At 39.4% G+C, this 22,639-nt stretch carries 9 protein-coding genes; 5 read left to right on the top strand and 4 right to left on the bottom strand.

Features of this window, described 5'->3' with window-relative positions; all coding sequences use genetic code 11:
* Window positions 1-8 precede the first annotated feature (8 nt).
* From HG267_RS25540 to HG267_RS25525, 4 genes are read right to left on the bottom strand one after another with little or no spacing between them, the layout of a single operon-like run.
* Window positions 9-887, bottom strand: coding sequence for an ABC transporter permease (locus HG267_RS25540; protein WP_045868562.1), 879 nt, complete (start codon window positions 885-887; stop codon window positions 9-11).
* A complete protein-coding gene (locus tag HG267_RS25535) occupies window positions 884-1,873 on the bottom strand; it encodes an ABC transporter permease (RefSeq protein ID WP_045868561.1) in 990 nt (329 codons plus the stop codon). The genes HG267_RS25540 and HG267_RS25535 overlap by 4 nt, the downstream gene beginning before the upstream one ends.
* Window positions 1,874-1,901: 28 nt before the next feature.
* Window positions 1,902-3,506 (bottom strand): ABC transporter substrate-binding protein, encoded by a 1,605-nt coding sequence (locus tag HG267_RS25530; protein WP_045868560.1) that lies wholly within the window; start codon window positions 3,504-3,506, stop codon window positions 1,902-1,904.
* 1 nt (window position 3,507) lies between these two features.
* Window positions 3,508-6,078 (bottom strand): TonB-dependent siderophore receptor, encoded by a 2,571-nt coding sequence (locus HG267_RS25525; protein WP_228045162.1) that lies wholly within the window; start codon window positions 6,076-6,078, stop codon window positions 3,508-3,510.
* Window positions 6,079-6,874: 796 nt separating this feature from the next.
* Between HG267_RS25525 and HG267_RS25520 the strand changes: the two genes are divergently transcribed.
* The 5 genes from HG267_RS25520 to HG267_RS25500 all read left to right on the top strand — a co-directional run bounded on the left by HG267_RS25520 (window position 6,875) and on the right by HG267_RS25500 (window position 22,560).
* Entirely contained in the window at window positions 6,875-15,388 is an 8,514-nt protein-coding gene (locus HG267_RS25520; protein WP_045868558.1) for a non-ribosomal peptide synthetase, read from the top strand.
* Between the two features lie 56 nt (window positions 15,389-15,444).
* Window positions 15,445-15,885 (top strand): phosphopantetheine-binding protein, encoded by a 441-nt coding sequence (locus tag HG267_RS25515; RefSeq protein WP_045868557.1) that lies wholly within the window; start codon window positions 15,445-15,447, stop codon window positions 15,883-15,885.
* A 2-nt stretch (window positions 15,886-15,887) separates the two neighbouring features.
* Window positions 15,888-18,284: a condensation domain-containing protein gene (locus tag HG267_RS25510; RefSeq protein ID WP_045868556.1), complete on the top strand. Its 2,397-nt coding sequence runs from the start codon at window positions 15,888-15,890 to the stop codon at window positions 18,282-18,284.
* 35 nt (window positions 18,285-18,319) lie between these two features.
* Window positions 18,320-19,135: a class I SAM-dependent methyltransferase gene (locus tag HG267_RS25505; RefSeq protein ID WP_045868555.1), complete on the top strand. Its 816-nt coding sequence runs from the start codon at window positions 18,320-18,322 to the stop codon at window positions 19,133-19,135.
* Window positions 19,136-19,320: 185 nt separating this feature from the next.
* Window positions 19,321-22,560, top strand: coding sequence for a non-ribosomal peptide synthetase (locus HG267_RS25500; protein WP_045868554.1), 3,240 nt, complete (start codon window positions 19,321-19,323; stop codon window positions 22,558-22,560).
* Window positions 22,561-22,639 lie beyond the last annotated feature (79 nt).

The raw sequence follows: 22,639 nt of genomic DNA, 5'->3' as shown, positions 1-22,639 counted from the left end.
TTTAGTCATTACCCCTGGCTAGTCTTTGGGTCTAATAAAGCGCGTAAACTTTGCCCCAAAATATCAAAAGTTTGCACAGCTATGAGTAAAGCTGCTCCTGGTAAAACCGCTAACCACCAATATCCAGCCGATAAGTAGCGCATTGACTCTGAGAGAATAATGCCAATAGCAGGGGTTTGTGCAGAGATTCCCAATCCCAAAAAAGTTAAACCTGCCTCATGTAAAATTGCATGGGGGAAGAGTAATATCAGCCCTACCAGAAATTGAGGGATGAGATGGGGTAGGATGTGGTGACGAGCAATCCACAAGGGAGAATGACCCAGTTTGGCAGATAGTTGCACATAAGCAGCACTTTTGAGTTGCAAAACTTCTGCTCGTAAGAGCCTAGCTAAACTAGTCCAATGAGTTAAGGCGATCGCAATAATTAAGCCCTGCGTACCACCGCCCATAGCAAAAGCCACTAAAATAATTAATACTAAGTGGGGCAAACTAAAAAATACATCAATTACCCAAACAATTACTGCATCTACTTTGCCGCCTAAAGTTGCAGAAAGTGTTCCTAAGATTAAACCTATAACTGCGCTGACTGTAGCTGTGAGTAGCCCCACCCATAAGCTCAAACTCAAACCGTGGAGAGTGCGAGTTAGCATATCCCTACCTAACCAATCTGTACCAAAGGGATGGGCGAATGAAGGTGCTGAGTTGCGTTCTGGTAAGGTAATTTCCAAACCATCTGTACTAATAATTTGGGTACTTAATAGTAAAGTAATCAATATAATGCTGCATAGTGCTGCGATCGCCAATGTCTGACGGCGACGATTGCCTAAAAAGCTAGACAATTTATACCAAAACTTTTGCGGGGGAGAAACAACCACTGGGATTTTCATGATGCAGATTTCCCAATACGGATGCGCGGATCGATTAGCTGATAAGCCAAATCAGCTAAAAAATTACCTGTGAACACAAATAAAGCACTAAACAACACAATTCCCACTAGTAATGGCACATCACTCCGCATAGCTGCTTGTGTAGTAGCATCACCTAATCCTGGGTATCCAAATACTCTTTCCGCTAGGACAGAACCGCCAAATAATTCGCTCAAACTAGCAAATTGTAATGTAATGGCTGGTAGTGCAATATTCCGCAATCCATGATGGATAATAAAGCCCATTTTCGTTTCACCTTGAGCAAAAGCAAATAAAGCATAGTTGCTATGTAGAATTTCAATGAGCTTTTCACGGGTGTGCAGAGCAATACTTGCAATCCCAATTAAGCTTAAAGTTAAAGCTGGTAAAAATAGATGATGTAAGCGTTGCCAAAATGTCACATCTTTTAGTAAAACACCAATAGGCGCAGCACAACAAATCGGAGCTATTTGCCATTGCACAGCTAATAAATTAAGCAGCAGCAACCCAATCCAAAAAGTCGGACTAGATGCCAAAGTATAGGCATAAAAGCGAATTATTCTATCTACTATTGAACCTGCATTTGCCCCTGCCAAAATACCTAAACTAATTCCCAAAACACCCGATATTAACCACGCTAACGCCATCAATGCTAAAGATGTTTGGAAGCGAGTTGCAATGACATCTGAGACTGATTGATTAAAAATTATTGAAGTGCCTAAATTTCCTTGGAGAAATTGCTGGAACCACAGAAAAAAGCGGGTAGTCATCGGTTGATCTAATCCCCATTGTCTAGCAATTAATTCTCGTTGTTCTGTGCCAATGCGAGAAATATCTGCCCCCACGTAAGCATTTATGGGATCGATTGGAGAAAAACTCATCAATACAAAGCTACACACCGAGACAGCCAGCAAAAGTAAACATAAATGTAAGAGTTTTTTGAGTATAAATAAAAAAATACGATTCACATTTTTATCTCCTCATCAAGATAATTAGCTAATTGCATACCCACTTCCATTTAGTAATATTGATCATAATTGAGCCAGTGTAATTACTACTCTGAGTTGGTCTACCAATGTCTAAACAAGAACTCACAAGATAAGTTTGATCGAGGTTAACTAGCCAAGCTGATGCTGCATCGCTTATTGTTATCGTTCCAGTTTCACCATTCCATTGCGCCTGTTGCCAAAATGGTAAAGCTGCTGTTTCTGATGCTGCTGCCATTGCTTGGTCGAGTGCTTGGTCAACCTGGGGATTAGAATAGTAACCGGAGTTACGCCAGTTTCCTTGGGCTGCTGAACTGTGGTAGAGAATGTATAACTCCATTGGGTCGTATATTCCCCAGGGAAACAGCCCCACATCTTGGTGCATTCTCCGCGAAATATCCTCCCAACTTTTACCATCAACGTTAACTTTGATACCTATAGGTTTGAGCATTTGGGCGATCGCTAATCCCAGTCCTTGGGAGGTAGGATTACTTACAGGGTAGAGAATCGTAAATTCTGCTTTCATTCCCGCTTTTTCTAATATCCCATCCCCGTTAGTATCTCTCCACCCACCCTTAGCTAAAATTTGTTTTGCTTTGTCGGGGTTTCCATCTGCGATCGCAGCTTGTGGTTGATCCCAAGGTAATTTACTGGCTGCACCATAAGCAGGTGAACCATAACCTTCTAAAATACCTGTCACCAAAGCTTGACGATTAATTGCATAATTTACCGCTTGCCGAATGGCTATGTCTGCGGTGACATTATTACCAATGGGATTTCCCTCAGCAGTTTTGCGCCCTGTATTGGGAAGATATGGAAACATCAAGCCTACACGACTATTGCTGTTCATTGCATACAGATTCATTCCTGTAACTGACTGCTTGGCTAAAAAAGGTGGAATTTGCGCTAAGTCCAGTTCTCTCGCTTTAGCAGCCGCAAATACCGCATCTCCTTTAGTAAATAAAAATACAATCCTTTTAATTTCTGGTTGTTCACCGTAGTAATCGGGATTAGCTTCAACAATCATTTGTTGACCTTCATCCCATTGCACCAAACGATAAGGGCCTGAACCAATGGGATTTCGTCCATAGTTTTGATTATGCCGATGTTTGGGGACAATTCCCAATTGGGCGATGCGATTAATAAAGGTAATTTGCGGCTGCTTCAGATGTAGTTCTACCTCATCAGCACTCTTCGCTACGGCTTTATCCAAAATTGTCACATCGGTTAGCCCTGGACTAGCTTTGGCTTGGTTAAATGTATAGGCGACATCTGCGGCTGTTAGCGGTTTACCATCAGAAAATCGCACATCTGGACGAATTTTAAATCTCCAGACTTTTTTATCAGGACTCAAAGTATAACTTTTAGCCAAATCATTGACTAATTGCAGATTTTCGTCCCGACGCACCAAAGTACTTTGAAACAAAGGAGGGTCATGATAACCCCAACCCAATGTTGGATCAAACCCTGTTGGTGAATCTCCCCACCCTAAAGCAATGACAATTTGCTTTTTTGAATGAGAAGAATTGTTAGCTACTCGATTAGGTGTAGCTGTATTACAACCCACCAAAATTTGTATGAGGATGATGCCAAATAGTACCTTGATGTGTTTCATATTAAAACTGCACTGATACTGTTCCCAATACCGTCAAAGGTGCTTGGGGATAAATGTAGAAGGTATCGGTGTTGTAATACTTGGTATCAAACAAATTGCGGAAATTGAGTCCAACTTTGAAATTATCCCGACGGTAGGATAAAGCTGCATCGACTCGCACGTATGAAGGAAGAGTAAAAGTATTTGGTAATTGGGCTTCTCGTTCAGACGCATATACAAGTCCTAAACCAAATCCTAATCCTTGTAAATTGCCTTTTTGTAACTCATAGGTAGTCCACAAACTTGCGCTATGGGAAGGGATACCAGCAATGCGATCGCCTTCAGGAATGCTATTATCTCTACTGACAAAACCATTTGCATAAGCATAGTTAGCAATAATTTTCCAGCCAGGTAGTAATTCTCCCGCAATATCTAATTCCACACCACGACTTGTTTGTTCACCTGTGGCGATACTAAATCTAGGGTCTGCTAAATCGGTTGTTAGTACATTCTGTTGCTTGATTTGATACAGTGCTAAGGTTGCGGAGAGGCGATTGTTTAAGAAATCTTGTTTTACCCCTACTTCAAACTGTTCGCCGGTTGTGGGGTCAAATTGCTCACCTGTACGACTCACTCTAAAAAATTGTGGATTAAAGGAATTAGCCCAATTGAAATACAGTGATGTTGTGGAACTTGGTTGATAAACTATCCCCACTCGTGGCGAAAAGCGACTTGTTGTTTGCTGGTTAATTGTTGTATTAGTTATTTGGTTAACAACAGACGCATCATTAACATCGAACCTAACACCAGCTAATAGTTTAAGATTTGATGCAAGTTCAATAAAATCTTGGATATAAATTCCCAAGTTGTCTGAACTTTGCTTGCGATGTAATTCTTGTTCAAAGTTTGTGGCTTGTGCGCCATATTGGGGGTTAAAAATATCGATTGGATCTAGTGTTCCTCGGAAGTAGTTAAAATCATATCCCCAACGCGATAATTCCAGCCCTACAAGAATTTTGTGTTGGATCGAACCTGTTTTAAATTCGCCAAATATTTCATTTTGGAGGACGTAATCTTCTTGTGATTCTTCAGTTCTCAATGGTGAACGGGGTAATGTTCTGCGGTCATCGCCTAGAGGGTCAAATAGTTCTACCTGGCGCGTATCAGCATTGACCATAATGGCACTAAAGCCTTGGCGAAACTTCCAAGTATCAGTAAATTTATGCTCAAAATTATAACTAACTGATGTGGAATTAAAGGTAGCATCGTTAAAATTTGGTTCGCCCAAAAATCTGCTAATTGGTAGTTGAAAAACTTCCCGTTCTGGCGGAAAGTTATAATCAAAGGTGTAGTTATAGTTTTGTTGTTCTAGCTCTACTGTTAGACTGGTTTTTGGGCTGATTTTCCAGGTAATTGCCGGAGCAACAAAGAAACTTTCATTCTCATTAAAATCGCGGAAACTACCAGAATTTTGATAGGCTAAATTCAGACGATACAATAAAGAGCGATCGCTGGTTAAGGGGCCGCTAATATCAAGCGTCGGGCGGTAAAAATCATAACTACCAATGGTTGCACCAATATTGTAATAAGGTTCTTCTAGCGGCTTTTTGGTGACTGTGTTGGTTAATCCACCTAAAGAAAAACGTCCTCCATACAACACAGAAGCGGGGCCTTTGAAAAACTCCACTCGCTCAATATTAGCAATATCACGACTACCAATCACTCCAATATCTCGGAAGCCATTGCGAAGACTTTGATAAGCCAACGAAAGACCCCGAAAGTAATAACCTGTCAAGGATGTTGAACCACCATATCCTGGTAATTCTTGAACTCCACTCACATTTTCAATAGTTTCACCAATCCGAACTATTTGTCTATCTTCAATTACCTGACGGGGAACTACTTGAATTGATTGGGGAATGTCCCTGAGTGGGGCTTCTATCTTGGTTGCAGTTGTCGCACTAGGAACACTATACCCATCCTGTTCTCCTGTCACTACTAATTCAATCGGTTCATTCTCTTGCGCTGATGGTTGAGTTGGTGGTGTTTCAGTGCTTGGTTGTTGCGTATCAGGTGTTTGTGTAGAAGTTGCAGTTGGTGTCACACCAAAAACTAAACCTTGATCGTCGTCAAATAGCTCCACTTTGGGAGGACTTGTTTCACCCACCACTACGACGCGAATACTATTAGCATCTTGACTAGTGACTGTAATTTCTGCAACTCCTGAAACTGGCTTTTCTTGGCGAAATGAGTCACCAGTTGTCAGACGCAGTTGCGCGTTGGATATATCTGCAATAAAGCTATTTCCCTCGTTCTGAGTTGCTGTTTGTAGCTTGTCTGATGTGGGTGTTTCTAAAATGACTTCCAAGCCGTTAGCTGTTGAGTTCAGGCGGACTCCTGTAACAATTGTGACTGCTGGATTTTGTTGTTGCTCCTGCGCTAACAGTTCTTTGATGTTCGTTTGAGGAATCTGTGTGTTTGGTACTGATGTATTATTTACCAAATTTGGGCTTGCTTGGGCGTTTGCAGGCTGAGTCCCCAATAAAACAATAGTTCCTAAAATTCCCAAATAAGCACGTTGTCTGCGTTTCAAAGCTTTACTCCACACCAAATTTTTATGAAATCAACACCAACTCAGTTGCACGCGATCGCAATTCGCTTGACTCTGAACTGGTTGTATATGATAATCATTCTCGCATAGTCTAAACCATAAGTAAAAATGGAAAAAATCCATCTAAAACACAACAAATTTAGATTTGTTAAATCTTTCTGTCCTAAATAGCTGAGAAATCAACTTATTTTTCTGATAAGTGATTGATTAAGTAAGTATTGGTCAATCAAGACTATTTTGGCTGAATTCAAAATATTTTGCTAGGTGGCACTAGAAAATAAAGATAATCATTCTTACAATACCAATTTGATAATAAAAGTCAAGGATTTCCTCAACGATTCAGTTACTTACTTCTGGACAAAATAATTAGATAACTTTTTAAAAATTAGACATTTTGTCAAATTAATTTAAAATTATCTTCCATGATTTTCTAGCCAAAATAAACATGAATTTAGAGCAGCAGAATATTTCGTTTTTGAATGAAATTGCAATATTTGTTTATATTTGACAGAAACAAACATTAGATGATAAATATTATCATTATCAAGTGAATAACAGCTAAAAGACTTACAAAAAACATAGATATCTTATCTGTTTAGAAGCTGGGAAGGCTGGGAGAGAAAAAATATGATCGATTGTCTTCGCGTTTCAAAGTTGGGATAATTTAATTTCTGCAAGTCATATAATACTAAATTATCAACCTTTCCCAAGAATCTAATTATTAACAAGCATCAACAATTTTACTCCACAAAAGTAATTAAGTCATGGAGTGGTATCAATGGATAAAAACCTTTCGCAAAAATCAGTAGAATTTGTGAATTTGCTGGAAATTATCCGTTGGCGATCGCAAAAGCAACCTCAGCAGCAAGCCTATTGTTTTCTACTGGATGGAGAGGTTGAAGTCCAATCATTAACTTATGGGGAATTAGACAATCAAGCTCAGAGAATTGCTGGCTTATTACAAGCTTGTGGAGTCAAAAAAGGCGAACGAGTTTTACTCCTATATCCACCGGGTTTAGAATTTATCACGGCATTTTTTGGCTGTTTATATGCAGGAGCGATCGCAGTTCCGGCTTATCCGCCGCGTGCGAATCAATCCTTGTCTCGACTGAGTGCGATCGCTACTGATGCAGATTCAACAGTCGCACTGACTACAACAACAGTCTTGTCCCACTTCCAGCAGCATCCAACATTCAAAACTCTGCGGTTGCTAACCACAGATAACATGATGGCTGATGACTGGGCAAATTTATGGCGACAGCCAGTTATAGATAGGGACACCCTGGCCTTTTTACAATACACTTCCGGCTCTACAGGTACACCAAAAGGCGTAATGGTGAGTCACGGAAATTTACTGCATAACCAGTTGTTGATTAAACAGGCGATGCAGCACACCACAGCAACCATCTTTGTGGGTTGGCTACCACTGTTTCATGACATGGGTTTAGTGGGGAATATACTCCAGCCTCTATATTTAGGGATACCTTGTATTCTCATGTCTCCAGTGGCATTTTTGCAAAAACCTGTGCGCTGGCTACAAGCAATTTCTCAGTATCGCGCTACAACTAGCGGCGGTCCTAATTTTGCCTACGACTTATGTGTGCGGAAAATTACAGCCGAACAACGAGCTAACTTAGATTTGAGTAGCTGGGAAGTCGCTTTTAATGGTGCAGAACCAGTTCGCCAAGCAACATTAGAAAAATTTGCTGTCACCTTTGGAGAATGTGGCTTTCGGCGCGAAGCATTTTATCCCTGTTACGGAATGGCAGAAACCACATTGATTGTTTCTGGAGGGTGTAAAACAACTCTACCAGTATTACAGCCAGTCCAATCAGAGGCTCTGACGCAAAATCTGATAGTTCCAGCTAAAGCGGGAGAAATAGGTACACAAATATTAGTTGGTTGTGGTCAAGCCTTAGAAGATTTGAAAATAGCCATTGTCGATCCCCAGACCTTGACGGTTTGTAGCGATCGCCAAGTTGGTGAAATTTGGGTGGCGGGAGCGAGTGTAGCTCAAGGTTATTGGGATCAACCAGAGCAAACAGAGTCCACCTTTAAAGCCTATACAAAAGACACCAAAGAAGGGCCGTTTTTGCGTACAGGAGACTTGGGATTTTTACAGGATGGCGAACTATTTATCACAGGTCGTTTGAAGGATCTGATCGTCATTCGTGGCAGAAACTATTATCCCCAAGACATTGAAAATACAGTTCAGCAGAGCCATCCAGCCCTAGAACCTCACGGTGGGGCAGCATTTAGTATTGATGTGGATGGGGAAGAAAGACTGGCGATCGCTCAAGAAGTCCAACGCAGTCACATACGAAAGTTGGATATAGACGAGGTAATTGCCACAATCCGTGCGGCTGTCGTGGTCAATCATGAACTACAACTGTATGGGGTACTGCTGCTCAAACCAGGGAGCATTTTGAGGACTTCTAGTGGGAAAATTCAGCGTTATGCTTGTCGGGCGAAATTTTTAGCAGGAAGTTGGGAGACTATTGCCAGTAGCATTTTAGAAGGTATTGAAACTGGGGTAAATGTAGCAGACGAAATTATCTCGGAACAGCCACAGCTAATATCGTACCTGCAACAGCAAGTTGCTCAAATTCTGAAAGTGGGAATATCGCAAATTCAACCACAACAGCCTTTAAGCACTTGCGGTATAGATTCTCTCATGGCCATTGAACTTCAGCACACCATTGAGACGAAATTTGGTGTAGTTTTGGCAGTTACAGACTTTTTGGCAGATGTAAGTATTAATCAATTAGCAACGGTAATACTTGATAAATCGGCGTTGCATAAATGCGAGATGGAAATATCTCACGCAGAGGCAAGGCAGCGCGTTGGGCGGGTTTCCCGACTTGAAGCGACTGCCGCGCAAAGGCGCAAAGAGTATACTCTTGGTTTTCCTCAAAAATCTCACATCATCCCCTTAATCAACAACGTCCAAAACTCTCATTCGTCTGAGTATCCCCTTACTTACGGTCAGCAAGCTCTTTACTTTTTACAAAAACTAGCACCAGAAAATTATGCTTACAACATTGCTAGGGCGGCGCGGATTTATGGTGAGTTAAATATTGCCGCATTCCACCGAGCATGGCAAATTTTAGTTGACCGTCATCCGGCTTTGCGTACCAGTTTCACAACTATTGATGGACAAACCAAGCAAAGAGTGTGTCAACAAGTAGAAGTTTGTTGGCTACAAGAAGATGCGACAACATGGGATGAGACATACTTGAGCGATCGCTTATTAGAAATAGCATACCGTCCCTTCAATTTAGAGCAAGACCCCTTGATGCGGGTGAGTTTATTTACTCGCTCACCTCAAGAACATATCTTGCTGCTAGTTGTTCACCACATCATTGCTGACTTTTGGAGTCTGACGATATTAGTAGATGAGTTGGGAAAACTTTACCAAGCCGAAATCAACAATACATCCGTAAATCTTCCCCTCGTAACCTGCCAATATGCTGACTATGTAACCACTACAGCCAAAATGCTGACTAGTTCTCAAGGCGAAAAACTCCAAGCTTATTGGGAACAGCAATTAGCAGGAGAATTACCAGTGCTGAATTTGCCTGCTGACCGGATGCGATCGCCCATGCAAACCTATAGAGGTAATAGTATAAGTTGGCAACTTAGTCAAGAACTCACAAATAAACTGCAAAACTTCAGCCAACAACATCAAGTCACCCTGTATATGACCATGTTGGCAGTTTTTCAAGTCTTGCTGTATCGCTATACAGGCCAAGAGGATTTATTAGTCGGTTCGCCAACCACAGGGAGAAGTCGGGCTGATTTTGCCTCTTTAGTAGGTTATTTTGTCAATCCGGTAGTATTGCGGGCAAATTTCGCTGAAAATCCAACATTTGAGCAGTTTTTACAGCAAGTGCGATCGCTGGTTTTGGATGCGTTAACTCACCAAGATTATCCCTTTGCACGGTTAGTTGAGCAACTACAGCCTACACGCGATCCCAGTCGCTCACCTATATTTCAAGTGATGTTTGTCTTCCAGAAAACACACTTGCCCAATAACGAAGGATTAGGGGGCTTTGCTTTAGGAGAAGAAGGTGCAAGATTAAAACTAGGAGAACTAGAGTTAGAGTCTTTCCCACTGTCCAAGAAAATAGCTCAGTTTGACCTCACTTTAGCGATCGCCCAAGTCAATGGTGTGCTATCCACTTCTTGGGAATACAATGCAGATTTATTTGATGCAGCTACTATTACCCGCATGGCTGGGCATTTCCAGACATTACTAGAAAGTATCATTGTTGACTCTAGCCAGCCTGTGGGTATGCTGCCAATGCTGACTCAGCAAGAACAGCAGCAAATACTACTAGAGTGGAATGCTACTCAGAAAGATTACGACAGTATTTGTTTACATCAGCAATTTGTTACCCAAGTCGAGCAGACACCAGACGCGGTAGCAGTAGTTTTTGAGCAGGAAGAAATTACTTACAAACAATTGAATCAAGAGGCTAACCAATTAGCACATTACCTGCAAGGTTTGGGAGTCAAAAAAGAGGTTTTAGTTGGTGTTTACTTAGAGCGATCGCCCCAGATGGTGGTGAGTATTTTAGCGATTCTCAAAGTGGGAGGGGCATATGTACCTCTAGATCCCAGCTATCCGCGAGAACGTCTGGCTTTTATGCTCCAAGATGCTCAAGTTGCAGTTTTATTGACTCAAGAGAGATTTTTAGCCAGTTTACCCGAACATCAAGCAACGGTGATTTGTCTGGATAAGGACAATGAAGTTTGGGCTAGTGAAAGTGTTGTCAACCCAGTGAGTGAGGTAACAACTCATAACCTAGCTTATGTAATTTATACATCCGGCTCAACTGGGAAACCCAAGGGGGTAATGAACACCCATCGGGGAATTTCTAATCGCCTAGCTTGGATGCAGGAAACTTACCAATTAACAATAGTAGATAGGGTGTTACAAAAAACACCTTTTAGCTTTGATGTGTCGATTTGGGAATTTTTCTGGCCTTTGACTACCGGAGCTTGTTTAGTGATGGCTCAACCAGGAGGGCATCAAGATAGTGCTTACTTAGTTAAATTAATCCAAGAGCAGCAAATTACCACGACTCATTTTGTACCTTCAATGCTGCAAGTATTTTTAGCAGAACCCAGCGTTGAGGCGTGTAAATGCTTGCGGCGGGTAATTTGTAGCGGGGAAGCATTACCTGTGCAGCTGCAAGAGCAATTTTTTACGCGATTGGATGCAGAATTGCATAACTTGTATGGCCCTACAGAAGCCGCAATTGATGTTACATTTTGGGCTTGTAATCGCCATTCTGATAAAAACATTGTCCCTATAGGACGAGCGATCGCCAACACGCAAATCTATATCCTAGATAAGCATTTACAACCAGTTCCTATTGGTGTTCCAGGAGAACTACACATTGGCGGAGTAGGTGTAGCTAGGGGTTATCTCAACCAACCAGAACTCACAGCCGATAAATTCATTGTCAATCCTTTCAGTAGCGACTCAAGCGATCGTTTGTACAAAACTAGTGACTTAGCACGCTACCATACAGACGGTATTATTGAGTATCTAGGAAGACTGGATGACCAAGTTAAGTTACGTGGTTTCCGCATTGAATTGACAGAAATTGAAACTGTATTGACTCAACATCCAGCTGTGCGGGAAGCCGTTGTTGTGATGCGGGAAACATCGGCTGTAAAACGCCAAGTTGTGCTGAATCATCCAGAAAATAACTTAGAAATTACTGATTTACGAAACTTCCTCAAAGGGGAATTAACCGAAGAACTGCTAGTTGAATCTACAATAAAGCAACTCATCGCCTATTGTGTTTGTTGTCATCAACCTGCGCCTAATACTACTGAATTACGCCGCTTCTTAGGTGAAAAACTACCCGATTACATGATTCCGGCGGCGTTCATCATGCTTGATGCACTTCCTGTCACCGCAAATGGGAAATTAGATAAAAAGTCTTTACCACATCCTAGTCAAGATAGACCTAATTTAGAAAAAGCTTTCGTCCCTCCTCACACTCTACATGAAAAGATATTGGCGCAAATCTGGAGCGAAGTTTTGGGGATTGAACAAGTGGGGATTCATGACAACTTCTTTGAGTTGGGAGGAGATTCTATCCGCAGTATTCAAGTTGTGGCGAAAGCGCAGGAAAGAGGTTTAAGGTTCTCTGTAGCGCAGGTTTTTCAATATCAAACTATCTATAATTTATTAACAGCAGTTTCTCTGAATCAACCTGATGCTTTATTAACAGAGAAAACCGCAGCTTTTAGCTTAATATCAGCCATTGAAAGAGATAAACTACCTAACGATATAGAAGATGCTTATCCTTTAACCAGAGTTCAGACTGGCATCATTTTTCATAGCCAGTACAACTTGGAATCCTTGATGTATCATGATATTTTTCAATATCATCTGCGGGTTAGTTTCGACTTGGATTTATTACAGATAGCGATACAACAGCTTGTGAATCGCCATCCAATTTTGCGTACCTCTTTTGATTTGATTAACTTTGATGAGCCTTTACAACTCGTGCATCGAAGTGCTTGTATACCAGTAGTTGTAGAGGATTTGCGCTCATTATTACCAGCAGCACAAACACAGGTAATTACATCTTGGATTGAAATTGAAAAACATCAGCGTTTTGACTTGTCTTGTACACCACTGATGCGCCTGTTTATTCATCGTTTGACAGATGAAACCTTCTGTCTCACTTTAAGTTGGCACAATTCGATTTTAGATGGCTGGAGTAATGCTTCTCTCTTAACAGAATTACTACAGCGTTATCATGCCCTGTTGAATGGAGAAGAAAATCAGATAGAATTACCACCAACAATTTCCTATCGGGATTTTGTCGCTGTCGAAAGTCGGATTTTACAATCTCCAGAATATCAAAACTATTGGCAGCAAAAATTACAAGGATTGGTGATTAAGCAAATCCCTCGTTGGGATAAGACTAACTCAACAAAAAACGTCCAAGTTGGTGTGTTGGATGTACCGATTTCTCCTCAAGTTTCTGATGGACTCAAGCAACTAGCGCGACTCGCCGAAGTTCCTCTAAAAAATGTCTTGTTAGCTGCACATTTAAAAGTGATGAGTTTATTAATTGGCGATGAAAATGTATTAACAGGATTAGAATCTAACAGTCGGTTAGAGGAAGCTGATGGTGAAAAAACTCTCGGAACTTTTATCAATACCATACCTCTACGGCTACAACTAAAAGCAGGAACTTGGATTGACTTAGTAAAACAAGCTTTTGCAGCCGAACAAGAGTTATTACCCTACAGACACTATCCCTATTCAGAGTTGCAAAAATTTGGCAATCGCCAGCCACTCCAACCTTTATTAGAGACGGTGTTTAATTATACACACTTTCATGTTTATCAACTTCTGCAAGATTTATCAGGGTTAGAAATTATTGGGGGTCAAGGTTTTGGTGAAAGTAACTTTACCTTAAGAGTAGAGTTTAATCGCAACCATATTACTGACCACATTCAACTTGACTTAGAGTGCAAAATGGCAGAAATCAGCAGCACTCAATTAGCCGCCATTGGTAGCTATTACAGCGAAACCTTGATAGCGATGGCCACACAGCCATTTAACCGTCATGAAGAACAATGTTTGCTAAGTACCGCACAACAGCAACAAATACTAGTAGAGTGGAATGAAACTGCGATCGCCTATCCTGAAAACTTGTGTATTCATCAACAATTTGAGGCGCAAATTGTACGTAACCCCGATGCGATCGCCCTAGTATATGAAAATGAACAACTCACCTACCAAGAACTCAACCGACGAGCTAATTTACTAGCAAATCACTTACAGCGTCTCGGAGTTTGTGCGGATACGCTAGTAGCTATTTGTGTTGAGCGTTCTTTAGATGCGATCGTGGGAATATTGGGAATCCTCAAAGCCGGAGGAGCTTATTTACCACTTGACCCCACTTATCCTTCAGAGCATCTCGCCTTTATATTAAAAGATACTCAGGTATCATTGCTATTAACTCAATCCCAATTATTGCCAAAAATACCGAATCATCAAGCACAAACTCTCTGCTTAGATTCTGAATGGGATATTATCGCCAACAATAGTGATGACAACCCCAGTTGTAGAACAACAAGAGAAAATCTCGCCTATGTAATCTACACCTCCGGTTCCACAGGTAATCCCAAGGGAGTGTTAATTACTCACCAAAACTTAGTCCACTCCACCAACGCCCGGATAGCCTACTATCAAACACCAATTAGCAGCTTTTTATTGATTCCATCCTTTGCTTTTGATAGTTCTGTTGCCGTTATTTTTTGGACATTATGCCAAGGTGGTAAATTAATTTTAATTAAAGATGGTTGGCAACGAGATATTTGGCAGTTAGCACAACTAATTGAGCAACATCAAATTACACATTGGTTGAGCGTACCTTCACTGTATAACTCCCTGTTAGCGCATATAGAAAACCAGCAATTAATATCGCTACAAACTGTAATTGTAGCCGGAGAAACTTGTAGTATTGAGTTAGTCAAAAATCATCAAAAATTACTACCAAATACATCCCTATTCAACGAATACGGCCCAACAGAAACCACCGTTTGGAGTAGTGTTTATAACTGTTCCCACCACGATTTAAACAACAATCCTATTCCTATTGGTCGTCCCATTGGCAATACCGAAATTTATATACTCAATTCTCACCTCCAACCAGTACCAATCGGAACACCTGGGGAAATCTACATCGGTGGTTTTGGTGTAAGTAAAGGATATCTCAACCGACCAGAATTAACCATTGAAAAATTCATTCCTGACCCTTTTAGTAAACAACCAAACGCACGCCTATATAAAACCGGAGATCAAGCACGTTATCTCAGTAATGGCAACATTGAGTTTCTCGGACGTATCGATCATCAAATTAAACTCAGAGGATATCGTATTGAACTAGGGGAAATTGAAGCAGTATTACAACAGCACCCCCAAGTTAAACAAGCAATAGTTATAGCAAGAAATATTGACTCAGAAAATCAGCAGTTAGTAGCTTATGTTGTCCCATCTCAACCACAACATTCTTTAACTAATGAACTACGTTCTTTCTTACAAACCAAACTACCAAATTACATGATTCCCTCAGTCATTCTGCAAATAGATACACTCCCACTAACCCCCAACGGTAAAATTGACCGCCAAAAACTACCCGCACCAGAACCCAACAACGAACTTTTAACTGAACTTCTCAAAAAACTCAATTCCCTTTCAGAAGCCGAAGTAAAAACCCTCCTTTCTCAAAAAAATCATCAACCTAATTAAATCCTCTCCGCGCCTCCGCGTCTCTGCGTGAAATACCTTAACTCTATATTCTTGACATGAACGAAGATATTTTAAATCAGATTAATCAACTTTCCCCAGAAAAACGCCAACTTCTGGAAATGTTAATGCAAGAAGAAGCGACAAAATTACAAACCAATTATGTCGCACCCCGCACAGCAGTTGAGGAAACATTAGCTAATATCTGGGCTGATGTCTTAAAACTCCAGCAAGTTGGTATTCATGACAATTTCATTGAAGTGGGTGGTGACTCCATTCAAAGTATTAAAATCGCTGCTAGAGCAATGAAATTAGGTATTAAATTCACCATCAATCAAATTTTTGACCATCCCACAATTGCCGAACTATCAACAGTAGCAGATACAAGTTTATTCAATACAAAACAACAGCCTTTGACTACTACAAAAACCAGACAATTTCCCGAAGCAGAATTGAGCCAAGGCGAACTTAATCAGATTCTCAAAAAGCATCAAAATTAAATATGGAAGCTGAAAATATTGTAGATATTTACACCCTTTCACCTACTCAGCAAGGGATACTATTTCACGTACTGTCTGCGCCTGATTCTGGTGTATATCTTAGCCAAACTACTTGTATTTTACATGGTAATCTAAATTTATTAGCCTTTGAACAGGCTTGGCAAGAAGTTGTCAATCGACATTCTGCTTTGCGGACAGGTTTTGTATGGGAAGGACTAGAAAAGCCAGTTCAAATTGTTTACCGTGAGGTAAAATTAGAGATTGCCAAATATGATTGGTGTCAACTGGATATTGCAAATCAACAAGCACGTCTACAAGATTATTGTCTAGCTGATAAAATGCGCGGCTTTGAATTAGCCAAACCGCCACTTATTCGGTTAAGTATTATTAAAATTGCAGCCCAAAGTTATCAATTAGTTTGGACTAGCCATCACTTAGTATTAGATGGCTGGTCTGGTGTAATTTTGCAAAAAGAAGTGTTTGCTTTTTATGAAGCTTTTTGTCATGGTAAACAACTTGACGTAGAAGTAAGTCCGCCTTTTCGAGACTATATTACATGGTTGAAGCAACAAGATATTTCTCAAACTGAAACTTTTTGGCGACAAACTTTACAAGGTTTTACTACCCCAACACCTTTGTATAAAAATATTAAGAATCAGATAAATCAGCCAGCATCTTATCAGCATCAAGCAATTTATTTATCTGCAAATGATACAGCATCAATAAATACTTTTGCTCGAAAATACCATTTGACTGCGAGCAATTTAGTATTAGGAGCATGGGCATTACTGCTTAGTTATTATAGCGGTAATCAAGATGTAATGATAGGAAAAGTCATGTCAGGTCGCCCAGTTAGCATGACTGGAGTTGAATCTACAGTGGGAATTTTTGTGAATACTTTACCCGCAAGAGTGCAAGTATCTCCAGAAGATTCATTATTAACTTGGCTGCACAACATTCAAAGTCAACAAATTCAATTACATGAATATGAACACACGCCACTCGTACAAATTCAAAGTTGGAGTGAGGTACCGCCAGGTGTAGCTTTATTTGACAGTCTTTTGATTTTTCAAAATACTTTTTTAGATGTTTTACAGGCAGAAATTGGTAGTCTTACAATTAGCAAAATCCATACAGAAGACTCAACTAATTATCCCCTGACTATCAATGTAATTCCAGGTGTAGAGTTATGTTTAAAAGCTGGTTATGATGTTCGTTGCTTTCATAAAAACAAAATTAATAGGATATTAGAAAATTTACGCTACTTGTTAGTAAATCTGGTGAATACACCAACTTTAAAATTAAATGATTTAATAGATAAAATTCAGGCTAATGAACAAAATCAGAAGAATCAAGAACTGCAAGAACTTCAAACAAATAATTTCCCAAAATTAGCTACTATCAAACCACAGACTTTCAGATTATCTTTTGGAAGTTTGGTAAAAATAAATTATTTGTTTCCAGATAAGCCAATACCTATAGTTATTCAACCACTGGAAGACAATCTAGATTTAGTTACATGGAGTCAGAATAATTTAGATTTTATTGAACAAAAGCTTTTAAAGCATGGAGCAATTTTATTTAGGGATTTTAAGATTAGCTCAACATCGATATTTGAAAAGTTCATGAGAGTGATTTCTCCAGAATTACTAGAATACCGTGAACGTTCAACGCCGCGAACAGATTTAGGTGGAAATATTTACACATCAACTGAATATCCTGCCCACGAACATATTGCTTTGCATAATGAGTTTTCCTACGCTTATACTTGGCCGCTAAAAATTTGTTTTTACTGTGCAGAAACAGCCGTATATGGCGGTGAAACTCCTATTGCAGATTGTCGGCAGTTTTTAGCAAAAATTAATCCGATAATTAAAGATAAATTTATCGAAAAACAAGTGATGTATGTCCGTAATTATGGCAATGGTATAGACCTTTCTTGGCAAGAAGCATTTCAGACTAATGATAAATCTGTGGTTGAAGATTATTGTCGTCAAGCCCCGATGGAATTTGAATGGCTAGATGAAAACCGCCTCAGAACTCGTCAGATACGTCCGAGTGTGGCAATACATCCAAAAACTCAAGAAATGGTGTGGTTTAATCAGGCACATTTATTCCATATTTCAAATTTAGATTTAGAGGTACGTGAAGCACTGTTAGAACTATTTAAGGAGTCAGATATTCCTCGTAATACTTATTATGGTGATGGTTCTCCTATCGAGACTTCAGTATTAGATGAAATTCGGGAAGTTTATCAGCAAGTATCTGTAAAGTTTCCTTGGCAGCAAGGAGATGTATTATTACTGGACAATATGTTAGTAGCGCATGGTCGTAATCCGTTTGTGGGTAAACGCAAAATTATGGTGGCGATGGGAGAGGCGTTTACGCAAGAACATTAATTTAGGAAATAGGGAACTGTGAATAGGAAAACTATATGAAAAAGCAAAATATAACTGGTTTTAGTAAAGTTGATGATACTGCAAATCCGCAAGATTTTGTATCTTATTTAGATGCTATCAGTAGCTTAAATTCTATTCAGGCTTACAAACAACAAACATTTACGCGCTTAGAAATACAAGCAGGCGATCGCATTCTTGATGTAGGCTGTGGAATAGGTGATGATGTGCGATCGCTTGCTTTGCAAGTGGGTAATGCTGGCGAAGTAGTCGGAATTGATCGCAGTGAGACAATGGTGAAAGAAGCCCAAAGCCGATCCGCAGACTTGGGTTTACCTGTTGCGTATTATGTAGGCGATGCGGAAAAGCTGGAGTTTCCAGATAATACATTTGATGCTTGTCGTAGCGATCGCACTTTCCAACATTTGCTAAATCCCCGCCAAGCTTTAACGGAAATAGTGCGCGTCACTCGTTGTGGTGGACGAGTTGTTGTTTCTGATCCTGATTGGGAAACTTTGGTCATTGATACAGGCGATCGCGCTTTAACTCGCAAGATATTAAACTTTCATTGTGATAGTTGCGTTAACGGCTGGATAGGACGACAATTACCTACGCTTTTTCAAGAAGTTGGGTTACATAAAATCAATGTTGATACCTATACTTTAATTTTGACTGACTGCGCCTTAGCAGATAAACATTTGGGAGTAATCAATGCGGCGATGAAAGCCCAACAAGCAGGTTTAATCTCAATCGCAGAAGCCGCTAATTGGATTACTAATTTGGAAGCAGCAAGTCAAGCTGGGCGTTTTTTTTGCGCCATTACAGGTTTTTTAGCTTTTGGATGTAAGCCTTAATAGTAATTATTAATTCGTAATTCGTAACTTTGGCGAATACTATATTTTAACTATACAAAATTAATATAGAACTCATATTTGATTTTTGAAAAAAATTAGTACGTCGTTACCTGCCTTCTTTGTTCTTGCCTATTCCCTATTGCCTGACTACACAACTATGTTCAGTAATCAAAACGGATTCCTATATGCTAAATACTATTGAAGGATTTGAACTTTCACCACAACAGAAACACCTTTGGCTATTGCAGCAAAATAATTCAGCTTACCAAGTCCAACTGGCTATTTCCATAACAGGAAACCTTGATGTTGCAATTCTCAAATCTGCTTTCGATAAATTGATTAATAAATATGAAATTCTTCGTACAAGATTTCACAAAATACCCAACTTTAAATTTCCTATTCAATGTATATGTGATAGACCCCATATATACTGGCAAGAAATTGATTTGACGAGTTTAGCCTGGGAACAGCAGCAGGATAGAATTACAGAATTATTTGAGGCAAAAAAAAACTATTATTTTAACTTGCAGTCTGAGATTGTAATGCGTTGCCATCTGCTATCTATCTCACCACAGCAGCATACATTAATTTTAACACTTCCTGCCCTTTGTGCTGATAGCAAAACTCTGAATAACTTAGTACAAGAAATTAGCAATTTTTACTCTCAAACTGCACATTATGATGTAAATGAATCACCTATACAATATGCCCAATTTTCGGCTTGGCAGAATGAAATTATAGCAGAAACAGATATAGGCAGAGAATATTGGCAAGAACATCATATTGATAAGTTTCTCAGTTTCAAACTGCCTTTAGAAAATCAAACTGCTGTTAAATCAGAGTTTCAACCACAATCTCTAGCTATCCAACTTTGTCCTGATATAGTAGCGCAAATTAAAGCTTTTGCACAAGAATGCAAAACTTCAACCTCTGAATTTTTATTAACTTGTTTTGCGATTTTACTGTCTCGTCTTACCCAACAACCAGATATTGTTATTGCAGTCCTTTTTGATGGTCGCTCCCATGAAAGTTTGCAATCTGCATTTGGTTTATTTGCGAAATATTTACCAATTCATTTTCATTTAGAAAATGATTATAACTTTTACCAAGCTTTGCAAGCGATCGCCCAATCAAGTACTGAGGTTCATGCTAGACAAGATTACTTTAGCTGGGAGCAAATATTTCCAGAATTAGAGAATATTGAGGAGTGTCCGTCATTATTTTGCTTTGAATTTGAACAGCTACAACCAGATTATCCTAATAACGGAATTTTATTGGCAATAGCTCAAAAATATGTTTGCTTTGAACCATTTAAAATTAAACTTTCTTGTCTTGAACAAGCAGATACGATTACTACAGAATTTCACTATAACTCCACCTTATTTTCAGCCGATAGCATTGCAATATTAGCAGATCAGTTTCAAACATTATTAACTAACATTATTCATCAATCAAATATAGTAATTAGTCAATTACCGCTTTTAAGCCCCATTGAAAAACAACTACTCATAAACTGGAATAATACTCAAACTGAATATTCCCAAGATAAGTGTATTCATCAGTTATTTGCAGCCCAGGTAGAACAAACACCAGACAAAATTGCAGTAGTCTTTCAAGACCAACAACTTACCTACCGAGAATTAAATTCTCAAGCGAATCAACTAGCCCATTATCTCCAAGCTTTGGGAGTAACAGCAGATGTACCTGTAGGTATTTACTTAGAACGTTCTTTAGACATGGTAGTAGGTTTATTAGCCATTCTCAAAGCTGGAGGTGCTTACGTACCATTAGATCCCACCTATCCACAAGAACGACTAGCGTTTATGTTAGCAGATACCCAAATATCAGTCCTGTTGACATATAAAAAGTTAGTTGAGGGTATTACTCAAGATGCACTGCATATCATTTGCTTAGATAAAGATAGAGAACTTATCAAATCTCAAAATTCAGAAAATCTAGCTAATCAAGTAACAGCAGATAACTTAGCATATATAATTTACACTTCTGGCTCAACTGGTAAACCTAAAGGTATCAGTTTAGCTCACCGTCCTTTAATTAATCTTCTACAATGGCATAATTCAACTTTATTAACTGGAGTTCGTACCCTTCAATTTGCTTCCCTGAGTTTTGATGCTAGTTTTCATGAAATATTTGCCACTTGGCTCAGTGGGGGAACACTATTTATTGTATCTGAAGAATTAAGAGTTGATGTTATTAAGTTAGGCAAATATATTTCTGCACATTCCATTGAAAAGGTAATTATCCCAGTTGTTGTATTACAACAATTAGCTGAGTTTGTTGGTGACTTTGGTGTTGCTCCCTTGCATATTGAAATGTTCCCACACTTGCAAGAAATTACAACCACAGGTGAGCAATTACAAATTACTAAACATATCATCAACTTCTTTAAAGCCTTAAAACATTGTTCCCTGCATAATCATTATGGCCCTTCAGAAACTCATGTAGTAACTGCCTTAAAATTAAGTTCAAATCCTGATGAATGGTCATATCATCCACCTATTGGTACTCCGATTGCAAACACGCAAATTCATATCCTAGATTCACGCCTAAATCCAGTTCCCATTGGTGTTATTGGTGAACTTTATATTGGGGGAGTTTCTTTAGCAAGAGGTTATTTGAACCGACCAGATTTGACAAATGAGAGATTTATTCCTGACCCATTTAGTAAAGAAACTGGTAGCCGTCTCTATAAAACTGGAGATTTAGCACGCTATCTATTAGATGGGAATATTGACTATCTAGGACGCATCGACCACCAAGTTAAAGTTAGAGGTTTTCGGATTGAATTGGGTGAGATTGAAGCTGTATTAAATCAGCATCCTGATGTAAATAAAGCAGTTGTTTTGGCTCAACCAGATACTACAAATCAGCAGCGTTTGATTGCTTATATTGTATCTAATCAAGCACTCCAGGAAGCAACGAATGATTTTTATAGCTTCTTACAACAAAAGCTACCGGAGTACATGATTCCATCGGCTTTTATTTTCCTAAAATCGCTACCTTTAACATCAAATGGAAAAATAGACCGCCAAGCATTACTGAATATCAATTTAGATGATTATCTCTTCAAGGCTAACTTTATAGCACCACGCACTGCGGCTGAAAAGGTGATTGCAAATATCTGGAAACAAACGCTTGGTGTTAATCAAATCGGTATCTATGATAATTTCTTTGCATTGGGTGGTCACTCGCTGTTAGCTACTCAAGTTTTCTTTAAGCTGAATAAGATTTTTCAAGTAGAATTATCGCTGTCTCAACTATTTGAAACACCGACGGTTGCAGGGTTATTAGAGGTGATTACACAGCAATTAGGTGGAGGTGATGTTGTGGAAAATATTGCTCAAATATTGCTGGAAATTCAACAGTTTTCACCGGAGGAGGTGAGGGAGATGCTTGATAAGTAATTTTATTTAAACGCAGAGGGGCGCGAAGTACACGCAGATTCACGCGGAGTTTTTGACTGAGGATTAATTTATTGAGGAC

Origin of the sequence: Tolypothrix sp. PCC 7601 (assembly GCF_025677855.1) — a bacterium.
Taxonomy (GTDB): Bacteria; Cyanobacteriota; Cyanobacteriia; order Cyanobacteriales; family Nostocaceae; genus Aulosira; species Aulosira diplosiphon.
This window is presented reverse-complemented; position numbering and strand designations above follow the sequence as displayed.

Coding starts and splice junctions, on each gene's coding strand:
- HG267_RS25540 (WP_045868562.1), bottom strand. CDS start 887: ATGAAAATCCCAGTGGTTGTTTCTCCCCCGCAAAAGTTTTGGTATAAA.
- HG267_RS25530 (WP_045868560.1), bottom strand. CDS start 3,506: ATGAAACACATCAAGGTACTATTTGGCATCATCCTCATACAAATTTTG.
- HG267_RS25520 (WP_045868558.1), top strand. CDS start 6,875: ATGGATAAAAACCTTTCGCAAAAATCAGTAGAATTTGTGAATTTGCTG.
- HG267_RS25515 (WP_045868557.1), top strand. CDS start 15,445: ATGAACGAAGATATTTTAAATCAGATTAATCAACTTTCCCCAGAAAAA.
- HG267_RS25510 (WP_045868556.1), top strand. CDS start 15,888: ATGGAAGCTGAAAATATTGTAGATATTTACACCCTTTCACCTACTCAG.
- HG267_RS25505 (WP_045868555.1), top strand. CDS start 18,320: ATGAAAAAGCAAAATATAACTGGTTTTAGTAAAGTTGATGATACTGCA.
- HG267_RS25500 (WP_045868554.1), top strand. CDS start 19,321: ATGCTAAATACTATTGAAGGATTTGAACTTTCACCACAACAGAAACAC.